This is a genomic window from Citrobacter sp. B72 (assembly GCF_016894305.1).
Classification (GTDB): domain Bacteria; phylum Pseudomonadota; class Gammaproteobacteria; order Enterobacterales; family Enterobacteriaceae; genus Citrobacter; species Citrobacter portucalensis.
Genome location: NZ_CP069801.1, coordinates 3,525,954 through 3,546,987, shown reverse-complemented (window position 1 = coordinate 3,546,987; position 21,034 = coordinate 3,525,954). Strand labels below are relative to the sequence as shown.

21 protein-coding genes and 1 tRNA gene are annotated in these 21,034 nt (G+C 51.6%); 10 read left to right on the top strand and 12 right to left on the bottom strand.

What is annotated here, in order from left to right; translation table 11 throughout:
* Window positions 1–95 precede the first annotated feature (95 nt).
* The 4 genes from purK to ppiB all read right to left on the bottom strand — a co-directional run bounded on the left by purK (window position 96) and on the right by ppiB (window position 3,127).
* Window positions 96–1,163 carry a 5-(carboxyamino)imidazole ribonucleotide synthase gene (purK, locus tag JQN59_RS16955; protein WP_149607762.1) on the bottom strand — a complete coding sequence of 356 codons (1,068 nt, stop codon included), beginning with the start codon at window positions 1,161–1,163 and terminating at the stop codon, window positions 96–98.
* Entirely contained in the window at window positions 1,160–1,669 is a 510-nt protein-coding gene (purE, locus tag JQN59_RS16950) for a 5-(carboxyamino)imidazole ribonucleotide mutase (RefSeq protein WP_149607761.1), read from the bottom strand. The genes purK and purE overlap by 4 nt, the downstream gene beginning before the upstream one ends.
* 238 nt (window positions 1,670–1,907) lie before the next feature.
* Window positions 1,908–2,630 (bottom strand): UDP-2,3-diacylglucosamine diphosphatase, encoded by a 723-nt coding sequence (gene lpxH / locus JQN59_RS16945; RefSeq protein ID WP_149607760.1) that lies wholly within the window; start codon window positions 2,628–2,630, stop codon window positions 1,908–1,910.
* A 2-nt stretch (window positions 2,631–2,632) separates the two neighbouring features.
* Entirely contained in the window at window positions 2,633–3,127 is a 495-nt protein-coding gene (gene ppiB / locus JQN59_RS16940; protein WP_003021875.1) for a peptidylprolyl isomerase B, read from the bottom strand.
* A gap of 173 nt (window positions 3,128–3,300) precedes the next feature.
* Here ppiB and cysS point away from each other — a divergent pair, with 173 nt between their 5' ends.
* Window positions 3,301–4,686 (top strand): cysteine--tRNA ligase, encoded by a 1,386-nt coding sequence (gene cysS, locus JQN59_RS16935; protein WP_003831109.1) that lies wholly within the window; start codon window positions 3,301–3,303, stop codon window positions 4,684–4,686.
* 77 nt (window positions 4,687–4,763) lie between these two features.
* Here the strand turns inward: cysS and JQN59_RS16930 are convergent, their stop codons facing one another.
* From JQN59_RS16930 to folD, 3 genes are all read right to left on the bottom strand, one after another.
* Complete coding sequence (locus JQN59_RS16930) at window positions 4,764–5,288, bottom strand: metal-dependent hydrolase (protein ID WP_048214760.1); 525 nt, start codon at window positions 5,286–5,288, stop codon at window positions 4,764–4,766.
* 125 nt (window positions 5,289–5,413) lie between these two features.
* A complete protein-coding gene (ybcJ, locus tag JQN59_RS16925) occupies window positions 5,414–5,626 on the bottom strand; it encodes a ribosome-associated protein YbcJ (protein ID WP_003831111.1) in 213 nt (70 codons plus the stop codon).
* Window position 5,627: 1 nt separating this feature from the next.
* Window positions 5,628–6,494, bottom strand: a complete 867-nt coding sequence (gene folD / locus JQN59_RS16920) for a bifunctional methylenetetrahydrofolate dehydrogenase/methenyltetrahydrofolate cyclohydrolase FolD (protein ID WP_003831112.1) — start codon at window positions 6,492–6,494, stop codon at window positions 5,628–5,630.
* 575 nt (window positions 6,495–7,069) lie between these two features.
* Between folD and fimA the strand changes: the two genes are divergently transcribed.
* From fimA to sfmF, 6 genes are all read left to right on the top strand, one after another.
* Window positions 7,070–7,624 carry a type 1 fimbrial major subunit FimA gene (gene fimA, locus JQN59_RS16915; protein ID WP_032934356.1) on the top strand — a complete coding sequence of 185 codons (555 nt, stop codon included), beginning with the start codon at window positions 7,070–7,072 and terminating at the stop codon, window positions 7,622–7,624.
* Between the two features lie 77 nt (window positions 7,625–7,701).
* Window positions 7,702–8,235, top strand: coding sequence for a type 1 fimbrial protein subunit FimI (gene fimI, locus JQN59_RS16910; protein WP_048214759.1), 534 nt, complete (start codon window positions 7,702–7,704; stop codon window positions 8,233–8,235).
* A 41-nt stretch (window positions 8,236–8,276) separates the two neighbouring features.
* Window positions 8,277–8,969: a type 1 fimbria chaperone FimC gene (fimC, locus tag JQN59_RS16905; RefSeq protein ID WP_008784004.1), complete on the top strand. Its 693-nt coding sequence runs from the start codon at window positions 8,277–8,279 to the stop codon at window positions 8,967–8,969.
* Between the two features lie 7 nt (window positions 8,970–8,976).
* The gene (locus JQN59_RS16900; RefSeq protein WP_149607759.1) at window positions 8,977–11,598 is read left to right on the top strand and encodes a fimbrial biogenesis usher protein; all 2,622 of its coding nucleotides are present in this window, start codon (window positions 8,977–8,979) and stop codon (window positions 11,596–11,598) included.
* 4 nt (window positions 11,599–11,602) lie between these two features.
* The gene (fimH, locus tag JQN59_RS16895; RefSeq protein ID WP_048214757.1) at window positions 11,603–12,610 is read left to right on the top strand and encodes a type 1 fimbria D-mannose specific adhesin FimH; all 1,008 of its coding nucleotides are present in this window, start codon (window positions 11,603–11,605) and stop codon (window positions 12,608–12,610) included.
* A gap of 34 nt (window positions 12,611–12,644) precedes the next feature.
* Window positions 12,645–13,139, top strand: coding sequence for a fimbria assembly protein (sfmF, locus tag JQN59_RS16890; RefSeq protein ID WP_187392937.1), 495 nt, complete (start codon window positions 12,645–12,647; stop codon window positions 13,137–13,139).
* A 49-nt stretch (window positions 13,140–13,188) separates the two neighbouring features.
* On the opposite strand, the gene fimZ is transcribed toward sfmF, so the two are convergent.
* From fimZ to fimW, 3 genes are all read right to left on the bottom strand, one after another.
* Window positions 13,189–13,821: a fimbria biosynthesis transcriptional regulator FimZ gene (gene fimZ, locus JQN59_RS16885; RefSeq protein ID WP_003831119.1), complete on the bottom strand. Its 633-nt coding sequence runs from the start codon at window positions 13,819–13,821 to the stop codon at window positions 13,189–13,191.
* A gap of 586 nt (window positions 13,822–14,407) precedes the next feature.
* Window positions 14,408–15,130 (bottom strand): fimbria biosynthesis regulator FimY, encoded by a 723-nt coding sequence (fimY, locus tag JQN59_RS16880; protein WP_032942589.1) that lies wholly within the window; start codon window positions 15,128–15,130, stop codon window positions 14,408–14,410.
* A gap of 386 nt (window positions 15,131–15,516) precedes the next feature.
* On the bottom strand, window positions 15,517–16,110 hold the full coding sequence (fimW, locus tag JQN59_RS16875) for a fimbria biosynthesis transcriptional regulator FimW (RefSeq protein ID WP_008784010.1): 594 nt from the start codon (window positions 16,108–16,110) through the stop codon (window positions 15,517–15,519).
* A gap of 34 nt (window positions 16,111–16,144) precedes the next feature.
* Between fimW and JQN59_RS16870 the strand changes: the two genes are divergently transcribed.
* Entirely contained in the window at window positions 16,145–16,324 is a 180-nt protein-coding gene (locus JQN59_RS16870) for a hypothetical protein (RefSeq protein WP_003831122.1), read from the top strand.
* Between the two features lie 39 nt (window positions 16,325–16,363).
* Window positions 16,364–16,440, top strand: a tRNA-Arg gene (locus JQN59_RS16865).
* Window positions 16,441–16,477: 37 nt separating this feature from the next.
* Here JQN59_RS16865 and torS read toward each other — a convergent pair.
* Window positions 16,478–19,243, bottom strand: coding sequence for a TMAO reductase system sensor histidine kinase/response regulator TorS (gene torS / locus JQN59_RS16860; RefSeq protein ID WP_149607758.1), 2,766 nt, complete (start codon window positions 19,241–19,243; stop codon window positions 16,478–16,480).
* A gap of 82 nt (window positions 19,244–19,325) precedes the next feature.
* Here torS and torT point away from each other — a divergent pair, with 82 nt between their 5' ends.
* A complete protein-coding gene (torT, locus tag JQN59_RS16855; RefSeq protein WP_149607757.1) occupies window positions 19,326–20,357 on the top strand; it encodes a TMAO reductase system periplasmic protein TorT in 1,032 nt (343 codons plus the stop codon).
* On the opposite strand, the gene torR is transcribed toward torT, so the two are convergent.
* Window positions 20,330–21,022, bottom strand: a complete 693-nt coding sequence (gene torR / locus JQN59_RS16850) for a two-component system response regulator TorR (RefSeq protein ID WP_204528213.1) — start codon at window positions 21,020–21,022, stop codon at window positions 20,330–20,332. The genes torT and torR overlap by 28 nt on opposite strands.
* Between the last annotated feature and the right edge of the window lie 12 nt (window positions 21,023–21,034).

Below are 21,034 nucleotides of genomic sequence, written 5' to 3'. Positions count from 1 at the left end.
TTTGATCCTGAAAATACAAAACAGCAATGGAGGGGATTTTACGCGCCAGAGGAGGGGCCGGGGAAGGATAAAATCAACTCCCCGGCATTATTGGCTTATTTCAGCTTTGACTGCGCCCAGATAATACCGCTGGCATATTCCGGCGGCAGCAGGGGGATAAGCGCTTCCAGCGTCGCGCTAAGGCGCGCGGTATCGCTGTCGCTCAGGTTCAGGTGACCCACCTTACGCCCTTCACGCACCTCTTTGTCATACCAGTGCAGATGCACCAGCGGCAGCTTCAGCCAGTCGTAGTTCAGGTCGCTACCAATCAGGTTTACCATCACCGAAGGGTGGTTCACCACCGGCGTCGGTAACGGCAGGTCGGTAATGGCACGTAGATGCAGCTCAAACTGGCTGATGCTGGCGCCGTTTTGCGTCCAGTGCCCGCTGTTGTGCACGCGCGGAGCCAGTTCGTTAATCAGCAGACCTTCCGGGGTGATGAAACACTCCATCGCCATCACGCCGACATAGCCCAGCTCCTGCATGATGGCAGAGAGCATTGCTTCAGCTTGTTCCTGCTGTCTGGCGTTAGCCTGCGGGAACACCACGCTGGTGCGCAGAATGCCGTCCTGATGCAGGTTATGGGTCAGCGGATAGAAAACGGTGCTGCCGTCGTGCGCACGAGCGCCAACCAGTGAGACTTCTCCGGAGAAGTTGATTCCCCGCTCGACGATGCACTCGCCGTAGCAGTCGTCCGGCAGTTGCTCAGTTTCATTTGCGCGCAAGCGCCACTGTCCACGTCCGTCGTAGCCGCCGACGCGACGTTTCACAATCGCCAGCTCGCCAAGTTTGTCGAATATCGCAGACCATTCGCTTTTATCTGCCAGCAGTTGCCATGGCGCGGTCGCCAGACCGAGCTTGTCAAAAAGCTGCTTTTGCGTCAGACGGTCGGCAATAATCGGGAAGACGTCGCGGTTAACAAACGCCGGGTGGCGTGCCAGTTCGCGGGTGAGTGCCGTTTCCGGCCAGCGCTCAATCTCAGCGGTGATCACGCTTTGCTGAAAAGGGACCGCAGCCGGTTCAGCGTCCAGCCCGACGGGCCAGACCGCTATGCCCAGTGGCTCACCGGCCTGGCGCAGCATGCGCCCTAGCTGTCCGTTGCCAAGTACGCAGACCTGCTTCATGCGACACCTCGCGGGTCCGGGTTCTCCAGCACCTCATCGGTTTGCGCTTTACGCCACTCAGCCAGACGCTGATGCAGTTCTTTGTCGTGTGTTGCCAGAATTTGTGCTGCCAGCAGGGCCGCATTTGCCGCCCCCGCTTTGCCGATCGCCAGCGTGCCGACCGGAATACCGCGCGGCATTTGAACGATAGAGTAGAGGCTATCTACGCCGCTCAGCGCTGCGCTTTGCACCGGAACGCCCAAAACTGGCACCAGCGTTTTCGCCGCAATCATGCCAGGCAAATGTGCAGCACCACCGGCACCGGCAATAATCACCTGATAGCCGTTCTCTTCAGCGCCTTCGGCGAAACTGAACAGTTTGTCTGGGGTACGGTGAGCAGAGACGACCTCAACATGGTGTGGAATGTCCAACATTTCGAAGATTTCGGCGGCGAACTGCATGGTAGCCCAGTCGCTTTTGGACCCCATCACGATGGCGACACGCGCCGGATTATTGCGGGAAGACATGCGTCTGAAAACTCCTGTGGTGCACTACACTCGACTTTTGAGGCCACAGAGAATAGCATAATTCACCGCCAAGGAAAACGATTGCGCGCTTTGCGCTTCACTCTTCAAGCTGCCTCTTTGTTGGCTGCATCTGCTCACCCCAGTCACTTACTTTTGTAAGCTCCAGAGGACTCACAGATTTGCCGCCTCGATGCAACTCGAATAATTTTGTGTAAAGAGGAACTGAGTATCTGCAGAATTAAAACGGAAATGCGATCAGTTCAACGTCGTCAGGGGTGACTTTGATCATCGAACCTTCGGTGTGCCATGCGCCTAATACCACGCGGAAAGCGGGTTGCTCATTGGCCGTAAGCTCGTGGACGGCAGGGCGGTGGGTATGGCCGTGAATTAACCACTGAACCTGATGTTTTTCCATCTCGCTAATCACGGCCTGCTGATTCACATCCATGATTTCCAGCGATTTGGTGTTGTTGGCTGCTTTGCTGTTGGCACGCATTTTCGCAGCGATTCGCTGGCGAACGAACAGCGGCAGAGCGAGGAACAGCTTCTGTAACCAGGGTTGATGCACTTTGGCGCGAAATGCCTGATAGCCTGCGTCGTCGGTGCATAAGGTGTCGCCATGCATGATCAGCACCTTGCGGCCATACAGGTCGAGCTCTTTTTCTTCGGGAAGCAAGGTCATGCCGCTCGCACGGGCAAAACGTTTACCGAGCAGAAAATCACGGTTGCCGTGAATAAAAAAGCAGGGAACGCCGGAATCAGTCAGTGATTTTATCGCCGCGGCCATTTCACGATGCAGCGGATTAGGATCGTCGTCGCCAATCCAGGCTTCAAACAGGTCGCCAAGAATGTATAGCGCATCGGCCTTTCGCGCATCACCGGCTAAAAAACGCAGAAAACCGGCGGTGATCGCCGGTTCTTCTGTGCAGAGGTGAAGATCTGCAATAAACAGTGTCGCCACGATTACTCGCTGACGGTCACGTTTTCGATGATAACGTCTTCTTTTGGCACATCCTGATGCATACCGCTGCGACCAGTGGAAACGCCTTTGATTTTATCAACCACGTCCATGCCTTCAACAACTTCAGCGAACACGCAGTAACCCCAACCCTGCATGCTTTCGCCGGAGAAGTTCAGGAAGTCGTTGTCTGCAACGTTGATGAAGAACTGTGCGGTTGCGGAGTGCGGAGCCTGAGTACGCGCCATCGCCAGCGTACCACGGGTGTTTTTCAAACCGTTGTTCGCTTCGTTTTTGATCGCTTCTTTCGTGGCTTTTTGCTTCATGCCTGGCTCGAAACCGCCGCCCTGGATCATGAAACCGTTAATAACACGGTGGAAAATGGTGTTGTTGTAAAAACCTTCGCGGCAGTAGTCCAGGAAGTTTTTAACTGTTTCAGGCGCTTTATCATCAAACGTTTTGATTACGATATCGCCGTGATTAGTGTGGAAAGTAACCATTTTTGCATCCTGTTCCGATAGATTGGTGCTTCGACCCCGTCAAGGGTCAGAGTTAGGGGTGTGTTATAGCATAACCGCAAGCTGCGATCACCTCGCAAAGTGTGCTGCTTCCGGTCTAAATTATGGGTATTATACAGACTTTACTATCCACACACGTCTACACGGAATCTTCGATGTTAAAAATCTTTAATACACTGACGCGCCAAAAAGAGGAATTCAAACCTATTCATGCCGGGGAAGTCGGCATGTACGTGTGTGGTATTACCGTTTACGATCTCTGTCATATTGGCCACGGACGTACCTTCGTTTCTTTCGACGTCGTTGCGCGTTATCTGCGCTTCCTCGGCTATAAGCTGAAGTATGTGCGCAACATTACCGATATCGATGACAAAATCATCAAACGCGCGAATGAAAACGGCGAAAGCTTTGTGGCGTTGGTCGACAGAATGATCGCGGAAATGCACAGCGATTTCGATGCGCTGAATATTCTGCGCCCGGATCTGGAGCCGCGTGCTACGCACCATATCGCTGAAATTATCGAAATCACTGAACAGCTGATTGCCAAAGGTCACGCTTATGTTGCCGATAACGGCGACGTGATGTTCGACGTGCCGACTGACCCGAACTACGGCCAGCTGTCGCGCCAGGATCTGGATCAGCTGCAGGCAGGCGCGCGCGTTGACGTGGTTGATGTGAAGCGCAACCCGATGGACTTCGTGCTGTGGAAAATGTCCAAAGAAGGCGAGCCGAGCTGGCCGTCTCCGTGGGGCGCGGGCCGTCCGGGCTGGCACATCGAATGTTCGGCGATGAACTGCAAACAGTTGGGCAACCATTTCGATATTCACGGCGGCGGTTCGGACCTGATGTTCCCGCACCATGAAAACGAAATTGCTCAGTCCACCTGTGCGCATGACGGTGAGTACGTTAATTACTGGATGCACTCAGGGATGGTGATGGTTGACCGCGAGAAAATGTCCAAATCGCTGGGCAACTTCTTTACCGTTCGCGATGTGCTGAAATACTACGACGCCGAAACCATTCGCTACTTCCTGATGTCTGGTCATTACCGTAGCCAGTTAAACTACAGCGAAGAGAACCTCAAGCAGGCGCGTTCTGCGCTGGAGCGTCTGTATACCGCGCTGCGTGGCACCGACAAATCCGTTGCGCCAGCCGGTGGCGAAGCCTTTGAAGCGCGCTTTATTGAAGCGATGGACGACGACTTCAACACCCCGGAAGCCTACTCCGTATTGTTTGATATGGCACGTGAGGTAAACCGTCTGAAGGGTGAAGATATGGCGGCGGCTAACGGCATGGCTGCGCATCTGCGTAAGCTTTCCAGCGTACTGGGCCTGCTGGAACAGGATCCAGAAGCGTTCCTGCAAAGCGGTGCGCAGGCGGATGACGGTGAAGTCGCTGAAATTGAAGCGTTAATCCAACAGCGTCTGGATGCGCGTAAGGCGAAAGACTGGGCGGCAGCTGACGCCGCGCGTGACCGTCTCAACGAGATGGGCATCGTGCTGGAAGACGGCCCGCAGGGTACCACCTGGCGTCGTAAGTAACTCTGTAATGCCCGGTGGCGCTTACGCTTACCGGGCCGTGTAGGCCGGATAAGACGCATCGCGTCGCATCCGGCAGATTAATATTTCCGATACCACCACAGCACACCCATCATTACGATTCCCGGCAGCCATACCCACATCAACTCCGACATGATCACCTGGTGCCCGTATGGCGTGGCGTAGCGTGACAGCGCGAACGGCGCGACTTTAATCACCTGCCACGGCGCGAAAAAGCGTTCATCCGACCACGGCCACAGCCAGCCGACGCCTTTGCCGCCGGTGGTGACAGAATCCAGCAGACTGTGCGACAGCAGTGAAACCGTCAGGAATAGCCAGCAGCGAATCAATCCCGCCTTAAACCATCGTCGGCCAATCAAGACGCAGAGCAGCGGTACCACGAAGGCGAACAGCAGTGAGTGGGTAAAACCCCGGTGACCAAACACATTGCCGTAGGCGACGCCGAATTTAAATGACAACACGTCAGCATCTGGCAGCATGGCCAGAACGACGCCAGCAAACAGTAATCGTGGGGGGATGACTTTAAGTCCGAGACCTAACCCTAAACAGAGCGGAACGGCCGCGTGGGTAACGATAGTGGGCATGATGATCGCTTCGTGAGGAAAAACAACATGCTATCAGTTCACTGTGAAGTGGAGATGAAGTCATTATCTGAAAACAAGAGGGGGAAGTGGCCGGATACGGTGTTAACCTCATCCGGCACTTAGGGTCACGCCACGACGTTAATGCTGTGGCCTTCAAAGCTGACGGTCTGTCCGGCAACGATTTTGCAGCGTTTACGCGTTTCAACAACGCCATCGACCTTCACTAACCCTTCGCCAATAGCAATTTTTGCCTGGGCGCCGCTTTCGCTCCAGCCTTCCAGCTTCAGCAAATCGCAGAGTTCAACGTGTGGGTGTTTACCCAGTGAAAATGTGGCCATCTTAAACGTCCTTTACATCATGATATTCAACACACGCCTGCAGCGTGTTTTCGATAAGTGTGGCGACCGTCATTGGGCCTACGCCGCCGGGGACCGGCGTGATATATGACGCTCGTGCGGCCGCATCGTCAAAGACCACATCGCCAACAACCTTACCATTCTCCAGACGGTTGATGCCGACATCAATCACAATCGCACCTTCTTTGATCCACTCACCAGGAATAAAGCCCGGTTTACCGACGGCAACAATCAGCAGGTCAGCATTTTCTACGTGGCGGCGCAGATCTTTAGTGAATCGGTGGGTGACGGTGGTGGTGCAGCCAGCCAGCAGTAGCTCCATACTCATTGGGCGACCGACAATATTCGAGGCACCGATGACCACGGCATTCAGACCGTAGGTATCGATGTTGTAACGCTCAAGCAGGGTAACGATACCGCGCGGAGTACATGGGCGCAGACGCGGCGCGCGCTGGCACAGGCGACCGACGTTATACGGGTGGAAACCGTCAACGTCTTTATCCGGTGCAATACGTTCCAGCACTTTCACGTTGTCGATACCCGCCGGCAACGGCAGTTGTACCAGGATACCGTCGATGGTGGTATCTGCATTGAGCGTATCGATCAGCTCAAGAAGCTCCGCCTCGCTGGTGGTTTCAGGCAGGTCATAGGAGCGGGAGACAAACCCCACTTCGTCACAGGCTTTGCGTTTACTCGCAACATAAATCTGCGAAGCCGGGTTGCTACCTACCAGCACAACAGCCAGGCCTGGGGCGCGTAATCCAGCCGCTAAACGCGCCTGAACTTTTTGAGCAACCTCAGAGCGCACCTGCTGCGCAATCGTTTTACCGTCAATAATCTTTGCTGCCATCAGAGAGAGAATTCCGTCTGTTACGTTAAACCGAAGGGGATGTCACTATTTTGTCAGAAGCGGGGCGTGCTGTCAGTTTTCGTTTGCGTTTTTACGTGCGATAACGGGCGCCATGGTCAGAGCATGGGATCAGCACAGAGGCTGAAGTCTCCCAGGTAATTAATGAGCATGCGAATTAAAATTAACGTGAATGAAACAATTCATCACCCTGGTGTTTTCAGGGGTAATGCGCCATAAACCAATCTGTTACGTACCTTTATGGGAGCATTTAAGTAATATTCACCCAGATTTTTCTTAGGTCCCAATAAGAATTGGCCAGGGTCAATAAAAGGATTTGCAGGTATTTTTCATTAATTGAAATGTTTAATTTAACCCTGTGACGAATAGTCATATTCGCGAAGATTAATTAGTGAATCAAATACTCAGGAGAGTTGGGGTAAAAGGTTAGCTAATTCTCTTGCGATATATATCTTTACAGGATGCAGAGATAATTAGCCTGACATTTAATGTCGATAATGATTCAAACGGATCCCGCAGGACGCCGGAGCCGGATGTGTGTAATTCAAGGGAAATCCATGAAACGTAAATTAATGACCTCTTCTGTTATTGCCAGCCTGATGTTAGTTGCAGGTGCAGCGGTTGCAGCCGATCCGGTAAGCGTTAGCGGCGGTACTGTGCATTTTGAAGGTGAACTGGTCAATGCAGCCTGTGCAGTCAGTACTCAGTCATCCGATCAGGTTGTCACCTTAGGCCAGTATCGTACCGCCAGTTTTACCGCAGTTGGCGATACAACGGCGCAAATTCCGTTCTCAATCGTGCTGAACGACTGTGACCCGAAAGTTGCCGCAACCGCAGCCGTGGCTTTCTCTGGTCAATCCGATATTACCAACAACAACCTGCTGGCTGTCACTTCTGCAGATAACGGTACTACTGCCAGCGGTGTCGGGATTGAAATCCTGGACAATACGTCCACCGCGCTGAAGCCGGATGGAGCCACCTTCTCTACCGCTCAGGCGCTGGTAGAAGGGACCAACACCCTACGTTTCTCTGCGCGTTACAAAGCCACAGCCACCAGCGCTACGCCGGGTCAGGCAAATGCCGACGCGACGTTCATCATGAAGTACGAATAAGCCGTTCTGATTTGCGCAAGGATGACGTTCGCCTCACTGGATGAGGCAATTTCCGGGGATGATGAAGGATGCGGCAGATGATAGGGAAAGGCGTGGCGCTGGCGGGAATGCTGTGCGTACTGCCTGTGTTTGCACATACGGTAATACTGGAAAGTGGCCGCCTTCACTTACGGGGGCAGCTCGTCAATGGTGCCTGTACGGTCGCTACCGACAGCCAAAATTTGCGGGTGCAAATGGGGCAGTATCGCACCAATGCTTTCTCCGGGACGGGAAGCTTTGCCTCGACCAGCGTGCCGTTTTCACTGCGCTTAACGTCATGCAGCTCCGATGTTTACGACCACGTTGGGATTGCGTTTGCAGGTGTGACACCAGCAGAAGATCCGCAGGTTTTTCTTGCTAGTGGTGATGCGTCTGCGGCTTCGGGGATCGGTCTGGCGTTATTTGATGAGCGCCAACAGCAAATTATTCCGAATGCGCTGCCGCTTCATTATGCGCCGATTATAACGCAAGAGATGACGTTTCATTTCACTGCTCGTTATCGGGCTGTCTCGGAAAATATAACGCCGGGAACGCTTCGTTCAGACGTGTGGTTTACGTTGGTTTATCCCTGATTAATTTCCCAACGATAATCACACCAAAGGTATTTGTAGCTATGTTTAATTATCTAAAATCAGGTTTTATCCTTTTACTGGCCTTATTTTCTGCTGCCAGTGTTCAGGCTGCCGGAGGCATTGCATTAGGCGCCACCCGCGTTATTTATCCAGCCGATGCCAAACAAACGTCCCTGTCTATTAGCAATAGTGATACCAAAGAACGTTACCTGGTCAATTCATGGATCGAGAATAGCGCAGGCGTTAAAGAAAAATCGTTTGTGGTTACGCCTCCGCTGTTCGTCAGCGAACCCAAAAGCGAAAACACGCTGCGTATCATCTATGCAGGTGTTCCGCTGCCCAAAGACCGTGAATCGCTGTTCTGGATGAATGTGAAAGCCATTCCGTCAGTCAATAAAAACAGCCTTGAGGGTAAAAACGTTCTGCAACTGGCGATTCTGTCCCGCATCAAGCTTTTTGTCCGTCCGAATAATCTGCCGCAAATTCCGGAAGATGCGCCCGGGATGCTGAAATTTTCCCGTACCGGCAACCACCTGAAAATCAATAATCCGTCAGCGTATTACGTCACCTTGGTCAATCTCAACGTGGGGAAAACGAAGGTTGATAACGTGATGGTCGCGCCGAAAAGTGATGCGCAGGTACTGCTACCAACGGGCGTTCAGGGCAACGTCACGTTCCAGACGGTCAATGATTATGGCGCCGTGACTCCGGCCCAAACGGTTAGCGTGCGTTGAGATAACGATGAATAAGACAACGTATTTTCCTGGCCTGTTACCGGGGGTTACGCCACCGCTGGCGGGGGTGGCGTTGTCCACGCTGGCGGCGCTCTTTCCCTCTTTAAGCCATGGGGAAAGCTATTTTAATCCGGCCTTTTTATCTGCGGATACGGCAACCGTGGCGGATTTATCACGTTTTGAAAAAGGCAATCATCAGCCTGAAGGCGTTTATCGTGTGGATATCTGGCGCAACGATGAGTTTGTTGCCACTCAGGATATTCGTTTTACGAGCAGTGCGGGAAAAACCGGGGAGAAGTCTGGTGGGCTGATGCCGTGTTTTGGACTCGACTGGGTGAAGCGCCTTGGCGTCAATATCGCTGCATTTCCGGCACTCAGTAAGGATCCGAACGATACCTGCATCAATCTACCGGAGGCGATTCCAGGCAGTGAGATTGCATTTGATTTTTCTACCCTGCGCTTAAACGTCAGCCTGCCGCAGGCGTCAATGTTAAACAGCGCGCGTGGCTATATTCCGCCGGAGGAGTGGGATGAAGGGATCCCGGCTGCGCTGGTCAACTACAGTTTTACCGGCAGCCGCGGCAGTGACACTGACAGCTATTTCTTAAGTATGCTCAGTGGCCTGAATTATGGCCCCTGGCGCTTGAGAAATAACGGCGCATGGAGCTATTCCAAAGGTGACGGATACCACTCACAAAGCTGGAAAAATATCGGTACATGGCTTCAGCGCGCGATTATCCCTCTGAACGGTGAACTGGTGATGGGCGACAGCAACACCGGCAACGACGTTTTTGACAGCGTCGGATTTCGCGGGGCGCGGCTTTATTCCTCAGACAGTATGTATCCCGACAGCTTACAGGGCTACGCGCCAACCGTTCGCGGCATTGCGCGTACCGCAGCGAAACTGACCATTCGTCAGAATGGCTATGTGATTTATCAAAGCTATGTGTCACCGGGCGCTTTTTCGATAACCGATCTCAACCCGACGTCATCTAGCGGTGACCTTGAGGTGACGGTGGACGAAAAGGACGGCAGCCAGCAGCGCTATACGGTGCCGTACTCCACGGTTCCCTTGTTACAACGAGAAGGGCGTTTCAAATACGACGTGGTTGCCGGGGATTTTCGCAGCGGCAATAGCCAGCAATCTTCACCGTTCTTTTTCCAGGGAACATTAATTGCCGGATTACCAGAAGGCTACACCGCTTATGGCGGTACGCAGCTGGCCTCACGTTACACCGCGGTAGTTTTAGGCACCGGCCGAAACCTGGGGGACTGGGGGGCGGTTTCTGTGGATTTAACCCATGCGCGCAGTCAACTGGCGGATGACAGTACGCACCAGGGGCAGTCTTTGCGTTTTCTGTATGCAAAATCGCTGAACAACTTTGGCACAAACTTCCAGCTGTTGGGATATCGCTACTCAACGCGCGGCTTCTATACCCTTGATGATGTCGCGTATCGCAGCATGGAAGGGTATGAGTATGAATACGACAGCGAAGGCAATCGCCACGACGTGCCCGATGTGAAGAGTTACCACAACCTGAGTTACAGCAAAAAGGGCCGCTTCCAGATTAACATTTCGCAGAACCTGGGAGACTACGGCTCGCTGTATGTTTCGGGGAGTCAGCAAACGTACTGGAATACCTCAGACACCAATACCTGGTATCAGGTGGGCTATGCCAGCGGTTGGCAGGGAATTAGCTATTCACTCTCCTGGTCGTGGAATGAATCGGTAGGCATCTCCGACACCGACCGTATTCTGGCATTCAATATGTCAGTGCCGTTCAGCCTGCTAAGCGGACGGCGCTACTCGCGTGATAACGCGCTCGATCGCACCTACGCCACTTTTAATGCCAACCGCAACAGCAACGGACAAAACAGCTGGCAGAGCGGGATCGGCGGTACGTTACTGGATGGACGCAACCTGAGCTACAGCGTGAATCAGGGGCACAGCAGTACTAACGGTTACAGCGGAAACGCCAGCGCCAACTGGCAGGCGGCTTATGGCACGCTGGGCGTGGGATACAACTACGATCGCGATCAACATGACTATAACTGGCAGCTCTCCGGCGGCGTGGTGGGGCATGCGGACGGTATTACCCTCAGTCAGCCGCTGGGGGACACCAATGTGCTGGTTAAAGCACCTGGCGCGCAGGGGGTGCGGATAGAAAACCAGACCGGCGTGCAAACCGACTGGCGCGGATACGCGGTGATGCCGTATGCCACCGTTTATCGCTATAACCGCGTCGCGTTAGATACCAATTCAATGAACAACAATACCGATGTGGAAAATAACGTTAGCAGCGTCGTGCCAACGCAAGGGGCATTGGTGCGAGCAGCGTTTGATACACGTATCGGCGTGCGGGCGCTGATAACCGCGAAATATGCAGGTAAACCTGTGCCATTTGGATCTGTTGTGCGTGAAAACACCAGCGGCGTGACCAGTATGGTGGGCGAAGACGGACAAATCTACCTGAGCGGCTTACCGCTAAAAGGCGAATTGCTGATCCAATGGGGGGAAAGCGCTAACGCTCGCTGCGTGGCGCACTATGCCTTGCCTGAGGAGAGTCTGAAACAGGCGGTGACGCTCACGAACGTGACGTGCGAATCTCCAACGGCACGACAGGAATAATACGATGAAACGACAAACAGGTTTGTTACTGGGAAGCGCTTTACTGCTGATGGCTCATTCGTCCTGGGCGACGGTCTGCCAAAACTCGAATGGCACACCAACGGATGTTTTTTACGATCTGTCGAACGTCTTTAACAGCAGCAATAATCAGCCGGGGCAGGTGGTGACGTTACCGGAAAAATCGGGCTGGGTTGGCGTTAATGCCACCTGTCCGGCTGGGACAACGGTGAATTACACCTATCGAAGCTATGTCACTGAACTTCCGGTTCAAAGTACCGAGGGTGGTTTTCAGTATCTGAAGCTCAATGACTACCTGCTGGGGGCCATGAGCATCACCGACAGCTATGCCGGGTTGTTTTATCCTCCGCGAAATTATATCCGTATGGGCGTTGACTCGAACGTTTCGAAGCAGAAGCCTTTTGGCGTACAGGATTCAAACCTGGTGTTTAAACTCAAAGTGATCCGCTCGTTTATTAACATGGTGCCGATCCCGCGCCAGACCATGTTCAGAGTCTATGTCACGACCAGTACCGGAGATGCGCTAAGCACGCCGGTTTATACCATCAGCTACAGCGGTAAGGTGGAGGTTCCACAAAACTGTGAGGTGAACGCAGGGCAGATTGTCGAGTTTGATTTTGGCGATATTGGCGCATCGTTGTTCAGCAAGGCGGGGGCAGGAAACCGTCCCGAAGGCATTAATCCGCAGACCAAAACGGTGGCGATAAAATGCACCAACGTCGCTGCACAGGCCTACTTAACCATGCGGGTAGAGGCCGAGAAAGCCTCTGGGCAAATGATGGTATCGGACAATCCTGACTTAGGGTTCATTGTCGCCGACAAAACCGGTAGACCGCTGACGCCCAATAATCTGTCCAGCACGATCCCATTTCAACTGGATGATAACGCCGCGGCAAACGTGAGTATTCGGACTTGGCCGGTCAGCGTGACGGGGAATAAACCTACCGAAGGGCCTTTTACTGCCCGTGGCTATCTGCGAGTAGATTATGACTAACAAGCAAACGCCAACTTCATGGGCGCTTCTGGTGATGCTGCCCATACTGACATTCAGCTCGTTGTGCCATGCGGCCTCATCGCTGGGCGAAATCAATATTGAACTGCGCGGAAACGTGGTGGACTTTACCTGTGCGGTGATTGCCAGCGACAGCAATAAGTCGGTTGAATTGGGCACCTGGCCAACAAAGCAGTTACAGACCAGCGGGGATACTACCCAACCAGTCGCGTTTACGCTGAAGCTGGAAGGCTGCCCGCCGGGATCCGCGTCAATAACGTTTTCTGGTACTCCGGCCCCCGGTACGACGTTGCTGGCGCTTGATGACGCGGTGATGGCGCAAAAGGTGGCGATCGAACTGCATGACAGCGACCGTACGCGATTACCGCTCGAGCAGGCCAGCCAAACCGTAGGGATTGATGAGAACGGCAATGCCACGCTGACCTTTTTCGCCAACTATATCGCGTTAGCAGACGGGGTTCAGCCTGGCCTCGCCAGGGCCGATGCCACATTTATGATTAACTATAACTAATCAATGCGCGGATAAAACGCTCCCGAACGAAGTCTCGCCGGGAGTGCTATTACATTAATTCATGCATTTTTGCGTAATCGATCAGCTCAACGATAGTATGTAAGCCGAGTTTGGCGTAGATGTTAGCTTTGTGAGCACTAATCGTTTTATTGCTGAGTAACAGCTGCTCAGCAATTTCCTTATTAGAAAGGCCATTTGCCAGATAACGCAAAACCGTAACTTCGCGATTAGAGAGCGGCATGTCATTCAATACACCTTTTTTCATATTTATATTGTTAATGAAGTTAAGGGTGTCTGAAGGGAAAAAAGAATATCCCGATAAAATCATTTTTACCGCATTGTAGATATCATTCAAATCCTTTCGTTTACTGACAAAACCATTTGCACCGGCCCGGATAGCACGCCCGGCATAAAAAGACTCCGATTTGGAGGAGAGAAACAGCACCCGAGTATTCTCCTGCAGAGACTTTATTCTCTTGAGTAATGTAAATCCATCTGAACCAGGTAGTTCAATATCCAGAATGACAAGATCGACAGGGTAAGTGCGCAGGTGCTCTATTGCCGTACGGCTGTCATCGGTCTTCAACACAACCTGGATATTACTGTTTTTTTCAAGTAGTACTTCTATCGACATTCTGACAATAGGGTGTTCGTCCATAATGATAACGGATGCTGGTTTCATTGTTGTATGCCTCAAACTGTATGCGTATCTTGATAATTTTATAAAACATCAGGCGTTATAATATTGTCAAATAGCCAAGGGTTGTTCTGAGGGAGAGTCGAATAAATATTATTTCATCCTTGTTTATTCGGTTGCTCTTCTACAGAACAATGAATTTGTGGAAAATCCATTTCACACTGGGAAAACTAACAATTAATCAGAAAACTATGGGGATTATACCTGCTCTGTTCTTTCGGAAAAGGCTTACAACATTCAGGTTGTTAATGTCAGTTAGGATGTTCTAAAAGATCCAGATGTGTTAATGACTATTGGCATTATTTTACTGCTGTTTGAATTATGGCAGACTGAAAAAAATTTTTAAATGGTAAAAACAATACAATAAACTAATTGTTTAGGATTTGTTAAGGTGGGAATGACGCTATTTGTGCTGATATGCACAGAATCAGTATGGTTTACTGGGGTGGTGGAAGTTAGCATAATACCAGGAATAGTTGTAAATATTAAATAGTTGTGAAATTTAGATCTTTTATCTCATATAAAAATAAGTAATTTCCTAAAAAATCTTATGGCACATAGGGTTAGGGTGTTAAATTAAATGAGCAGAGGTAACGCTGAGGCGATGTATCAGGTGCAAAAAACGCTGCCGGTTTGCTAAGCCCAGACGCGCAATCAGCTGGTTCAGGCGATAGATGATACGGTGGTAGGGGCGAGCTTGTAACAAAGCAATCTCTTTTAAGGAGTTACCTTGTAAGAGTAATTCCACCATCTCCCAATCAAGCTGGTTTATGTGCCTGGAGTGAATATAGTTAAGGACTGGCGACAATAAAGCGCGGCGCATCTCCGGGAGGCGCAGGCTACGTGACAAGATATAAAATGGACCGGACAGAGAAATAAAAGGGATTAGGTCTTCATCGTGGCGGGAAAGTAATATGAAGATTTGGATGTTATTCCGCGGTTTAATTAGCTGGCGCAGATACTCCAGAACATCAAAATAAGAGATTGTTAAACCTTCCATATCAACCACTAACTGACTAATTACCGACTCTCGCAGGCTGATTTTGGCCGATTCAATGGTCTGGAAGATTGCGGTACGTGCTCCTGAAAATAAATGTCGACCCAGCGCATAGGCCAGATAGTAATCTGTCGTAATAATCGCCTGAGATATAGTGTCACTCGGTAATGTGTATTCGAGTTTTTGCGTCAGATACTCAAGTTGGTCAAATACCTGTGATGTGTAGTGAGGATATTGCCAGGTACAGTTAGTGTTTCGTATACGGCGATGTCGATCCCGGCGTTTTGCGCTGTGCATCCTTTTCCATTCCATTTCTGTTGCGGCAGGTCTGGATAAATTGCTGGCTATAAACATCCCTGACCCAAATTTTCTCCAGCGTAAAGGCGAGTTTCCTTGTGCTGTTGGGTTTCAATGCTTCAGCAATCATCAGACTGGCAATTGCGTATCCCATCAGAATAATCTGCCGGAAGTTTTCTGATGTCTTACTCAATGCCCAAAAAGTCGTTTTATCCAGTTCAACCTCTCTATGGGATTAGATAAAATATTACCGGGTGTGTCTTTCTGTTACCCCGGAAATAGTAAGCCAGGATTATTCTGGCAGCATGGAGATAGGTACAGTAGGTGCCGATACTTAATTGGTGATGAGATTTTTCTCAATAAAAAATCAGGCAGAGAGATGCCACCTAATTTTGTAGAAAGTTCAGATGCGCCCGGATGTATCTTAAGAATTGCTGATCGTTTTTCACATGCAGCTTTTTCATAATGCTGCGACGGGTGGCTTTAGCCTGAATTTCGCTTACCGAGAGCAAGTGAGCCGTTTCGGCTAAGGTATAGCCGCTGGCGAGAAACATTAAGAACTGACGTTCTTCGATAGAAAAGTTGCGAGTGGTGCAGTAATGGCAGATAGTTGCGGGCACGTTGTTGCGCAGCGCACGTTTTTGCAGGATGAGGACTAATTTTTTAGTCATTTCCTCAACGTCATCTTCCCGATAGATCAGTGGCAACATGTACAGGCAGGGCCGGAACATCAGCTTATCTTTATCGTTTCTGTTGCAGATGACAACCCGGTGTTGGCGGCGGGTATGGACCGGAATCTGATAGCAATCGGCGCTGAGCCAATCTTCATCCAGGGAAATAAACGCGATGTCAGCGCGATCGATATCCTCGACAGGCAAAAAGCAAATCTCCTGATGCCACTGATTTGCCAAATGGGAGATGATAATTTTTAGTCCATGTTCGAAGTGACTGTTTTCTTCCTTGATGGCGATACTTAACATTAAAGAGTTCCTGAACCGCTGGAGGGGTAAGGGAATGTTAAGCAAAATCATAAATATTCTAAATACATGTATCCCTAAATCTGGCGTTTCGTGGGCTGAGTTGTTACCAGGCGATTTCCTGGATACCCTTGAACAAGCAGAAAAAATCAACATTCGTTCACTTCGCCAGCAACTGAAACAAAAGGCATTGACTCAGCAGGCGCTGACCGTATAATTCACGCGTTTCATCTGCATGAAGTAATCACTTCGCAATGCGCCCTTAGCTCAGTTGGATAGAGCAACGGCCTTCTAAGCCGTAGGTCGTAGGTTCGAATCCTACAGGGCGTACCATTTAAAGTTAGTCCCTATGCTCAGCTTCAACGTACCGTTACGCGCGGGACGGTTTTTCTTTTTCCAGCCAACGTTCTACCTCATAAAGACTTTGTTGGATCTCCTCTCTGAGTGAAAAATCACCCAACGGCTGCTGTTCAAGTGCTGCACACATCGTGCTGGCTGAGCGCATTCCCATGCTGGCGCAGCTGCTTTTTAGCTGATGCATCAGACGTTTTATCTGCTCGTCGTCATGTGCTGCGCGGGCAGCGTCAATCTCATCTAATACAGGAAGAGTGTGTTGCTTAAAGAGCGCTAACCATTCGTGCACCTTTTGCCACCCCATAACCTGGATATCTCCAGCCAATTGCTGAAAATCTAACCGTTTGTTGTTATTTTCTGATGCAAGCGGGAGAGTCGCACTACCGTGCAGATAATGCGTAATAAGTCGACTGAGTTCATCCCGGGGGACTGGTTTTTGAATAATCCCAAGGAACAGGGTGCTGGTTCTTTGGCTTAGCGTTTCGTCGATGACGTGCGCGCTAAAGCCGATCAGGTTAAGTGCCGGATAGTCGTGGGCTAACTGCTGTGCCAGCGTGATCCCGTCGATATCAGGAAGATCGAAATCAACCAGAGCAGCATTGTAGTGTGTATCTTCCTGCAATATTTTTAGCGCCTCAGCGGCACTGCTGGCAGCAGTAACCTGTGCGCCATTGAGGATGAGCATTTCAGTACTGATACGTTGTGTAAGAGGATTATCCTCGATAAGCAATAAGCGTAAGCCCTGTAACGATATGGAGCGTTGTGCGGGTTTCATGATGGGCATCGTGGTTGCCCGCAATGGCAGACGCAGCTGGAAACAACTCCCGACGCCGGGTGTGCTGGTGACGCTCAGCTCTCCCTGCATTGCCTGGGCAAGACTGGCGCTGATGGTTAGTCCGAGTCCGGTTCCACCTCGTTTACTGCTTACCTGAACAAACGGCTGAAAAATATCGTGCTGGCGGGCAGGGTCAATTCCACATCCTGTATCTTCAACCTCGATGTACCAGTTTTTGCCCTCACATCGGCTACGCAGGATGATGTGTCCCCGATCGGTAAAGCGTAGTGCGTTGTTTAATAAATTAGTAATGATTTGCCGGATGCGGCGCGGATCGCCACGCAGGGAAGCGGGAACGTCATTGGCAAAATCCGCAACCAGCACGACCGGGCGACCAGCAACGCGGCTGTTCATGAGTTGAAGCGTACTTTCCAGCAAGGGGTTGGGTTCAAAAGGCTCATCGCCTATCGCCACATTTTTTCCACCGGCTTCGATGGCGGAATAGTCCAGGATATCGTTGAGGATGGTCAGCAGAGACTCGCCCGAGTCGGTGATTGCGCGTAGATTTTCCCGATGCTGTGCCAGGGAGGGATTGTCTGAGAGCAACTGCGCTGTGCCGAGGATACCATACAGCGGGGTGCGTATTTCATGGCTCATGGCGGCAAGAAATGCCGATTTTGCCTGGTTAGCTTTTTCAGCTTCTGCACGGGCCTGTCGGTGTTCAGATACCATAGAACGCAGCTCGGCGGTGCGAGCTTTAACCTGTGCGGCCAGATGTTCGCGATGGCTATTGAGGGCGTGAACGCTGCCGCGAAAGGCATCCATCAACCGCCCGATGGTATCCAGTTCACGAACGCCTGCGGTTTCCGGGAATGGGGAGTCAATATCCCCCTCCAGCAGACGCTGTAACGCCTGGGTTTGCTGTGCCAGTGGTCGAGTGACTGAGCGATAAACCACACGCCAAAGTATAAGAATCAGCAAACATAATGACACGCCACTTAACAGCAGCAGCAAGTGTTGCCCGCGCTGGCTGGCCTGTTTGAGATGCGCCAGTCCACTTTGATTACGCTGGCCGATGGTTTCCACCAACTGGCTGACTTCGCTACTGAAACGGGTAAATTGCTCGATATTATTCTGCGATAAGATCTGCAATTGGGTCGTGATGTCATTATCCTGGCGATAAAGGGACAGCAGCTCAACATATTGGCTAATCGTATTGACGGTGTTGGCCACCTGAGTGCGCACCACGGGATCTTCAATACGTATTTGTCGGCGCTGAAGTACTCTGACGGCGGCATTCAACTGGTTTTCCAGCGCAGCCAGGTTATTCTGCGCCTGGTTATTCCCCAGGTTCATGACCATTTGCTGCACGCGTAGCGCACTCAGGCGCAGTTCATTCATCTGGTTATAATATTCCAGATCGATATCGATGAGCCTGTCCAGCGCGTGTTCAGCGGCCTGCCCCTGATGGCTCTCAATCAAATCATAAATGCTGGCCTGTGTCGCACCCGCCGACGTGGCGGCATTACTGGCCTGTCCGCGTGCCATTTCGGCAACGTCGGCGGTGGCCTCAATAATTTGCTGGCTGAGTTGTTGCTGTTGAGCACGTAATTTCAGGCGTTCGCCAACCATCTCCCCCTGATGGCTTAACGACCGGGCGATTTCTTTCTCCTGCTGTTCAATGGCAGAAGTATCAAAGCCCTGTTCACGAAGGGTTTTGAGTAATGTGGTTATTTTCAGGCTCTGGGCGGTTAACATTCTCCCCTGAGCCAGCCACATATTTTCATTGTCTGCGGTGGTCAGATTTTGTGCGGAAAACAGTTCCCAGGCGCTGGCCTCGCTGAGCTGGCGCGCCATATCCATGGTTGGAATTAGCGCCTGGGTATTGGCCTGCTCAACCTGGCTGACAAAACGCAGGTTATACCAGCCTGTCAGCGTACTGATGAGAGTCAGTGCCGCCATCAGCGCAAAGCCTATCCACAGTCGTTTGGTCAGAGATAAATTCACTGTCTGGTCGCCACAGATTAAAAAGGTTGAGTCCAAAAGAGGAAAGCAACTAGGATAAAGCCTTATCAATGTTGAGGCTATCATGCGCGTATTGGTTTTCCTGTTAATCACGCTTTTTCCCGGTTTGAGTTATGCGGCCGGGTCCGCATTGCTGCGCTGGCAGGATACGCAGCAGGCAGTCCCGGAACTGCAATCGGACGTTACTGCAAACAAAGTCTGGAAACTGTGCGCGCTGTATCCCAGCCTGAAAGACTCCTATTGGCTTTCCGTGAATTACGGCATGCTTGAGGCGGCGAGAAAATACGGAGTAAGTCTGAAGGTGTTAGAGGCGGGAGGGTATCGTCAGTTCTCCACGCAAAAAACACAAATCGCCCAGTGCCAGCAATGGGGAGCAGATGCCATATTGCTGGGTAGCAGCACGACGACCTTCCCGGATCTTTCCGCGCAGGTAGGCGCGTTGCCAGTCATTGAGGTAGTGAATGCGATACACGATCCGACGGTGAAAGCACGGGTCGGCGTTCCGTGGTTCCAGATGGGGTACCAGCCGGGCCGCTATCTGGTCAAGTGGAGCGGCGGCAAACCGTTAAAGGTTCTGCTATTGCCAGGACCTGATGACGCCGGAGGCAGCCGCGAAATGGTGGCAGGATTCCGTCAGGCGATTGCCGGTAGTCAGGTGAACATCGTGGATGTGGCGTTGGGGGATAATGATATTGAAGTTCAGCGCAACCTGTTGCAGGAGATGCTTGAGCGTCACCCGGATGTCGATGTGGTTGCCGGTACGGCAATTGCTGCGGAAGCGGCGATGGGAGAGAAGCGGAATCCGGGGACGCCGCTCACCGTGGTCTCTTTTTACCTGTCGCATCAGGTGTATCGCGGACTTAAACGCGAAAGAATCATTATGGCTGCCAGCGATCAGATGGTCTGGCAAGGTGAACTGGCGATTCAACAGGCGATCAGGGTACTACAAGGGCAACCGGTACCGGAAAATATCAGTCCGCCGATCCTGGTGCTCACCCCGAAAAATGCCGACAGCCAGCATGTTCAACGCTCGCTGTCTCCTGGCGGGTTCCGTCCGGTTTATCTGTATCAGTACACGTCGGCCGCTAAAAAATAACCTTCTCCGTGCTGCGTCACCAGTAAATCAGCCCGTAGCTTGTGGCGCAAACGGCGGATCAGTACATCTACGGTGCGTAAGTCTGGATTGTCTACCCGTCGTGCCGAAAGCATACGCAGTAAACGTTCGCGGCTGAGAATTTCCCCCGGATTGGTGACAAAGGCGACCAGCATTTCATACTCGGCGCGGGTGAGTTTGATCGTCTCATCGCCCAGCTCCAGGGTATGCCGGGAGACATTCAGACAGTATCCGGCAAACTGATAGCAGTTATCTTTGGTCTCCGGCTGTGTCTGGCGGGCAAGATCGATACACCAGAGCAAATTTTTAACCCGAACCACCAGTTCACGTAGCTCCAGCGGCTTGGTGACATAATCATCAGCGCCCATTTCCAGGCCAACGATCCGGTCAATTTGATCGCTACGACCTGTCACCAGAATGATCCCCACCGTTGAGCGTTCGCGCAGGGCGCGGGTCAGCATTAAGCCATTTTCGTCCGGGAGGTTGATATCCAACAGAATGAGATCGACAGGATGTTGTGACATGATTTCACGCAGACCAGCTCCGCTGGCGGTGACAGAGACATGATAGCCTTCCTGTTCAAAATATGCCTGTAACCTCGCCTGGGTGACGGGTTCATCTTCAACAATGACAATGTGATGCGGCATCTTGATGGCGTT

Bases quoted from the DNA above. Each gene is read 5' to 3' on its own strand.
- torT (WP_149607757.1), top strand. From the start codon at position 19,326: ATGCGCGTATTGGTTTTCCTGTTAATCACGCTTTTTCCCGGTTTGAGT.
- fimW (WP_008784010.1), bottom strand. From the start codon at position 16,110: ATGTTAAGTATCGCCATCAAGGAAGAAAACAGTCACTTCGAACATGGA.
- JQN59_RS16900 (WP_149607759.1), top strand. From the start codon at position 8,977: ATGAATAAGACAACGTATTTTCCTGGCCTGTTACCGGGGGTTACGCCA.
- purK (WP_149607762.1), bottom strand. From the start codon at position 1,163: ATGAAGCAGGTCTGCGTACTTGGCAACGGACAGCTAGGGCGCATGCTG.
- fimI (WP_048214759.1), top strand. From the start codon at position 7,702: ATGATAGGGAAAGGCGTGGCGCTGGCGGGAATGCTGTGCGTACTGCCT.
- fimZ (WP_003831119.1), bottom strand. From the start codon at position 13,821: ATGAAACCAGCATCCGTTATCATTATGGACGAACACCCTATTGTCAGA.
- ppiB (WP_003021875.1), bottom strand. From the start codon at position 3,127: ATGGTTACTTTCCACACTAATCACGGCGATATCGTAATCAAAACGTTT.
- fimH (WP_048214757.1), top strand. From the start codon at position 11,603: ATGAAACGACAAACAGGTTTGTTACTGGGAAGCGCTTTACTGCTGATG.
- folD (WP_003831112.1), bottom strand. From the start codon at position 6,494: ATGGCAGCAAAGATTATTGACGGTAAAACGATTGCGCAGCAGGTGCGC.
- fimY (WP_032942589.1), bottom strand. From the start codon at position 15,130: ATGCACAGCGCAAAACGCCGGGATCGACATCGCCGTATACGAAACACT.
- ybcJ (WP_003831111.1), bottom strand. From the start codon at position 5,626: ATGGCCACATTTTCACTGGGTAAACACCCACACGTTGAACTCTGCGAT.
- cysS (WP_003831109.1), top strand. From the start codon at position 3,301: ATGTTAAAAATCTTTAATACACTGACGCGCCAAAAAGAGGAATTCAAA.
- purE (WP_149607761.1), bottom strand. From the start codon at position 1,669: ATGTCTTCCCGCAATAATCCGGCGCGTGTCGCCATCGTGATGGGGTCC.
- fimA (WP_032934356.1), top strand. From the start codon at position 7,070: ATGAAACGTAAATTAATGACCTCTTCTGTTATTGCCAGCCTGATGTTA.
- JQN59_RS16930 (WP_048214760.1), bottom strand. From the start codon at position 5,288: ATGCCCACTATCGTTACCCACGCGGCCGTTCCGCTCTGTTTAGGGTTA.
- sfmF (WP_187392937.1), top strand. From the start codon at position 12,645: ATGCTGCCCATACTGACATTCAGCTCGTTGTGCCATGCGGCCTCATCG.
- JQN59_RS16870 (WP_003831122.1), top strand. From the start codon at position 16,145: ATGTTAAGCAAAATCATAAATATTCTAAATACATGTATCCCTAAATCT.
- fimC (WP_008784004.1), top strand. From the start codon at position 8,277: ATGTTTAATTATCTAAAATCAGGTTTTATCCTTTTACTGGCCTTATTT.
- torR (WP_204528213.1), bottom strand. From the start codon at position 21,022: ATGCCGCATCACATTGTCATTGTTGAAGATGAACCCGTCACCCAGGCG.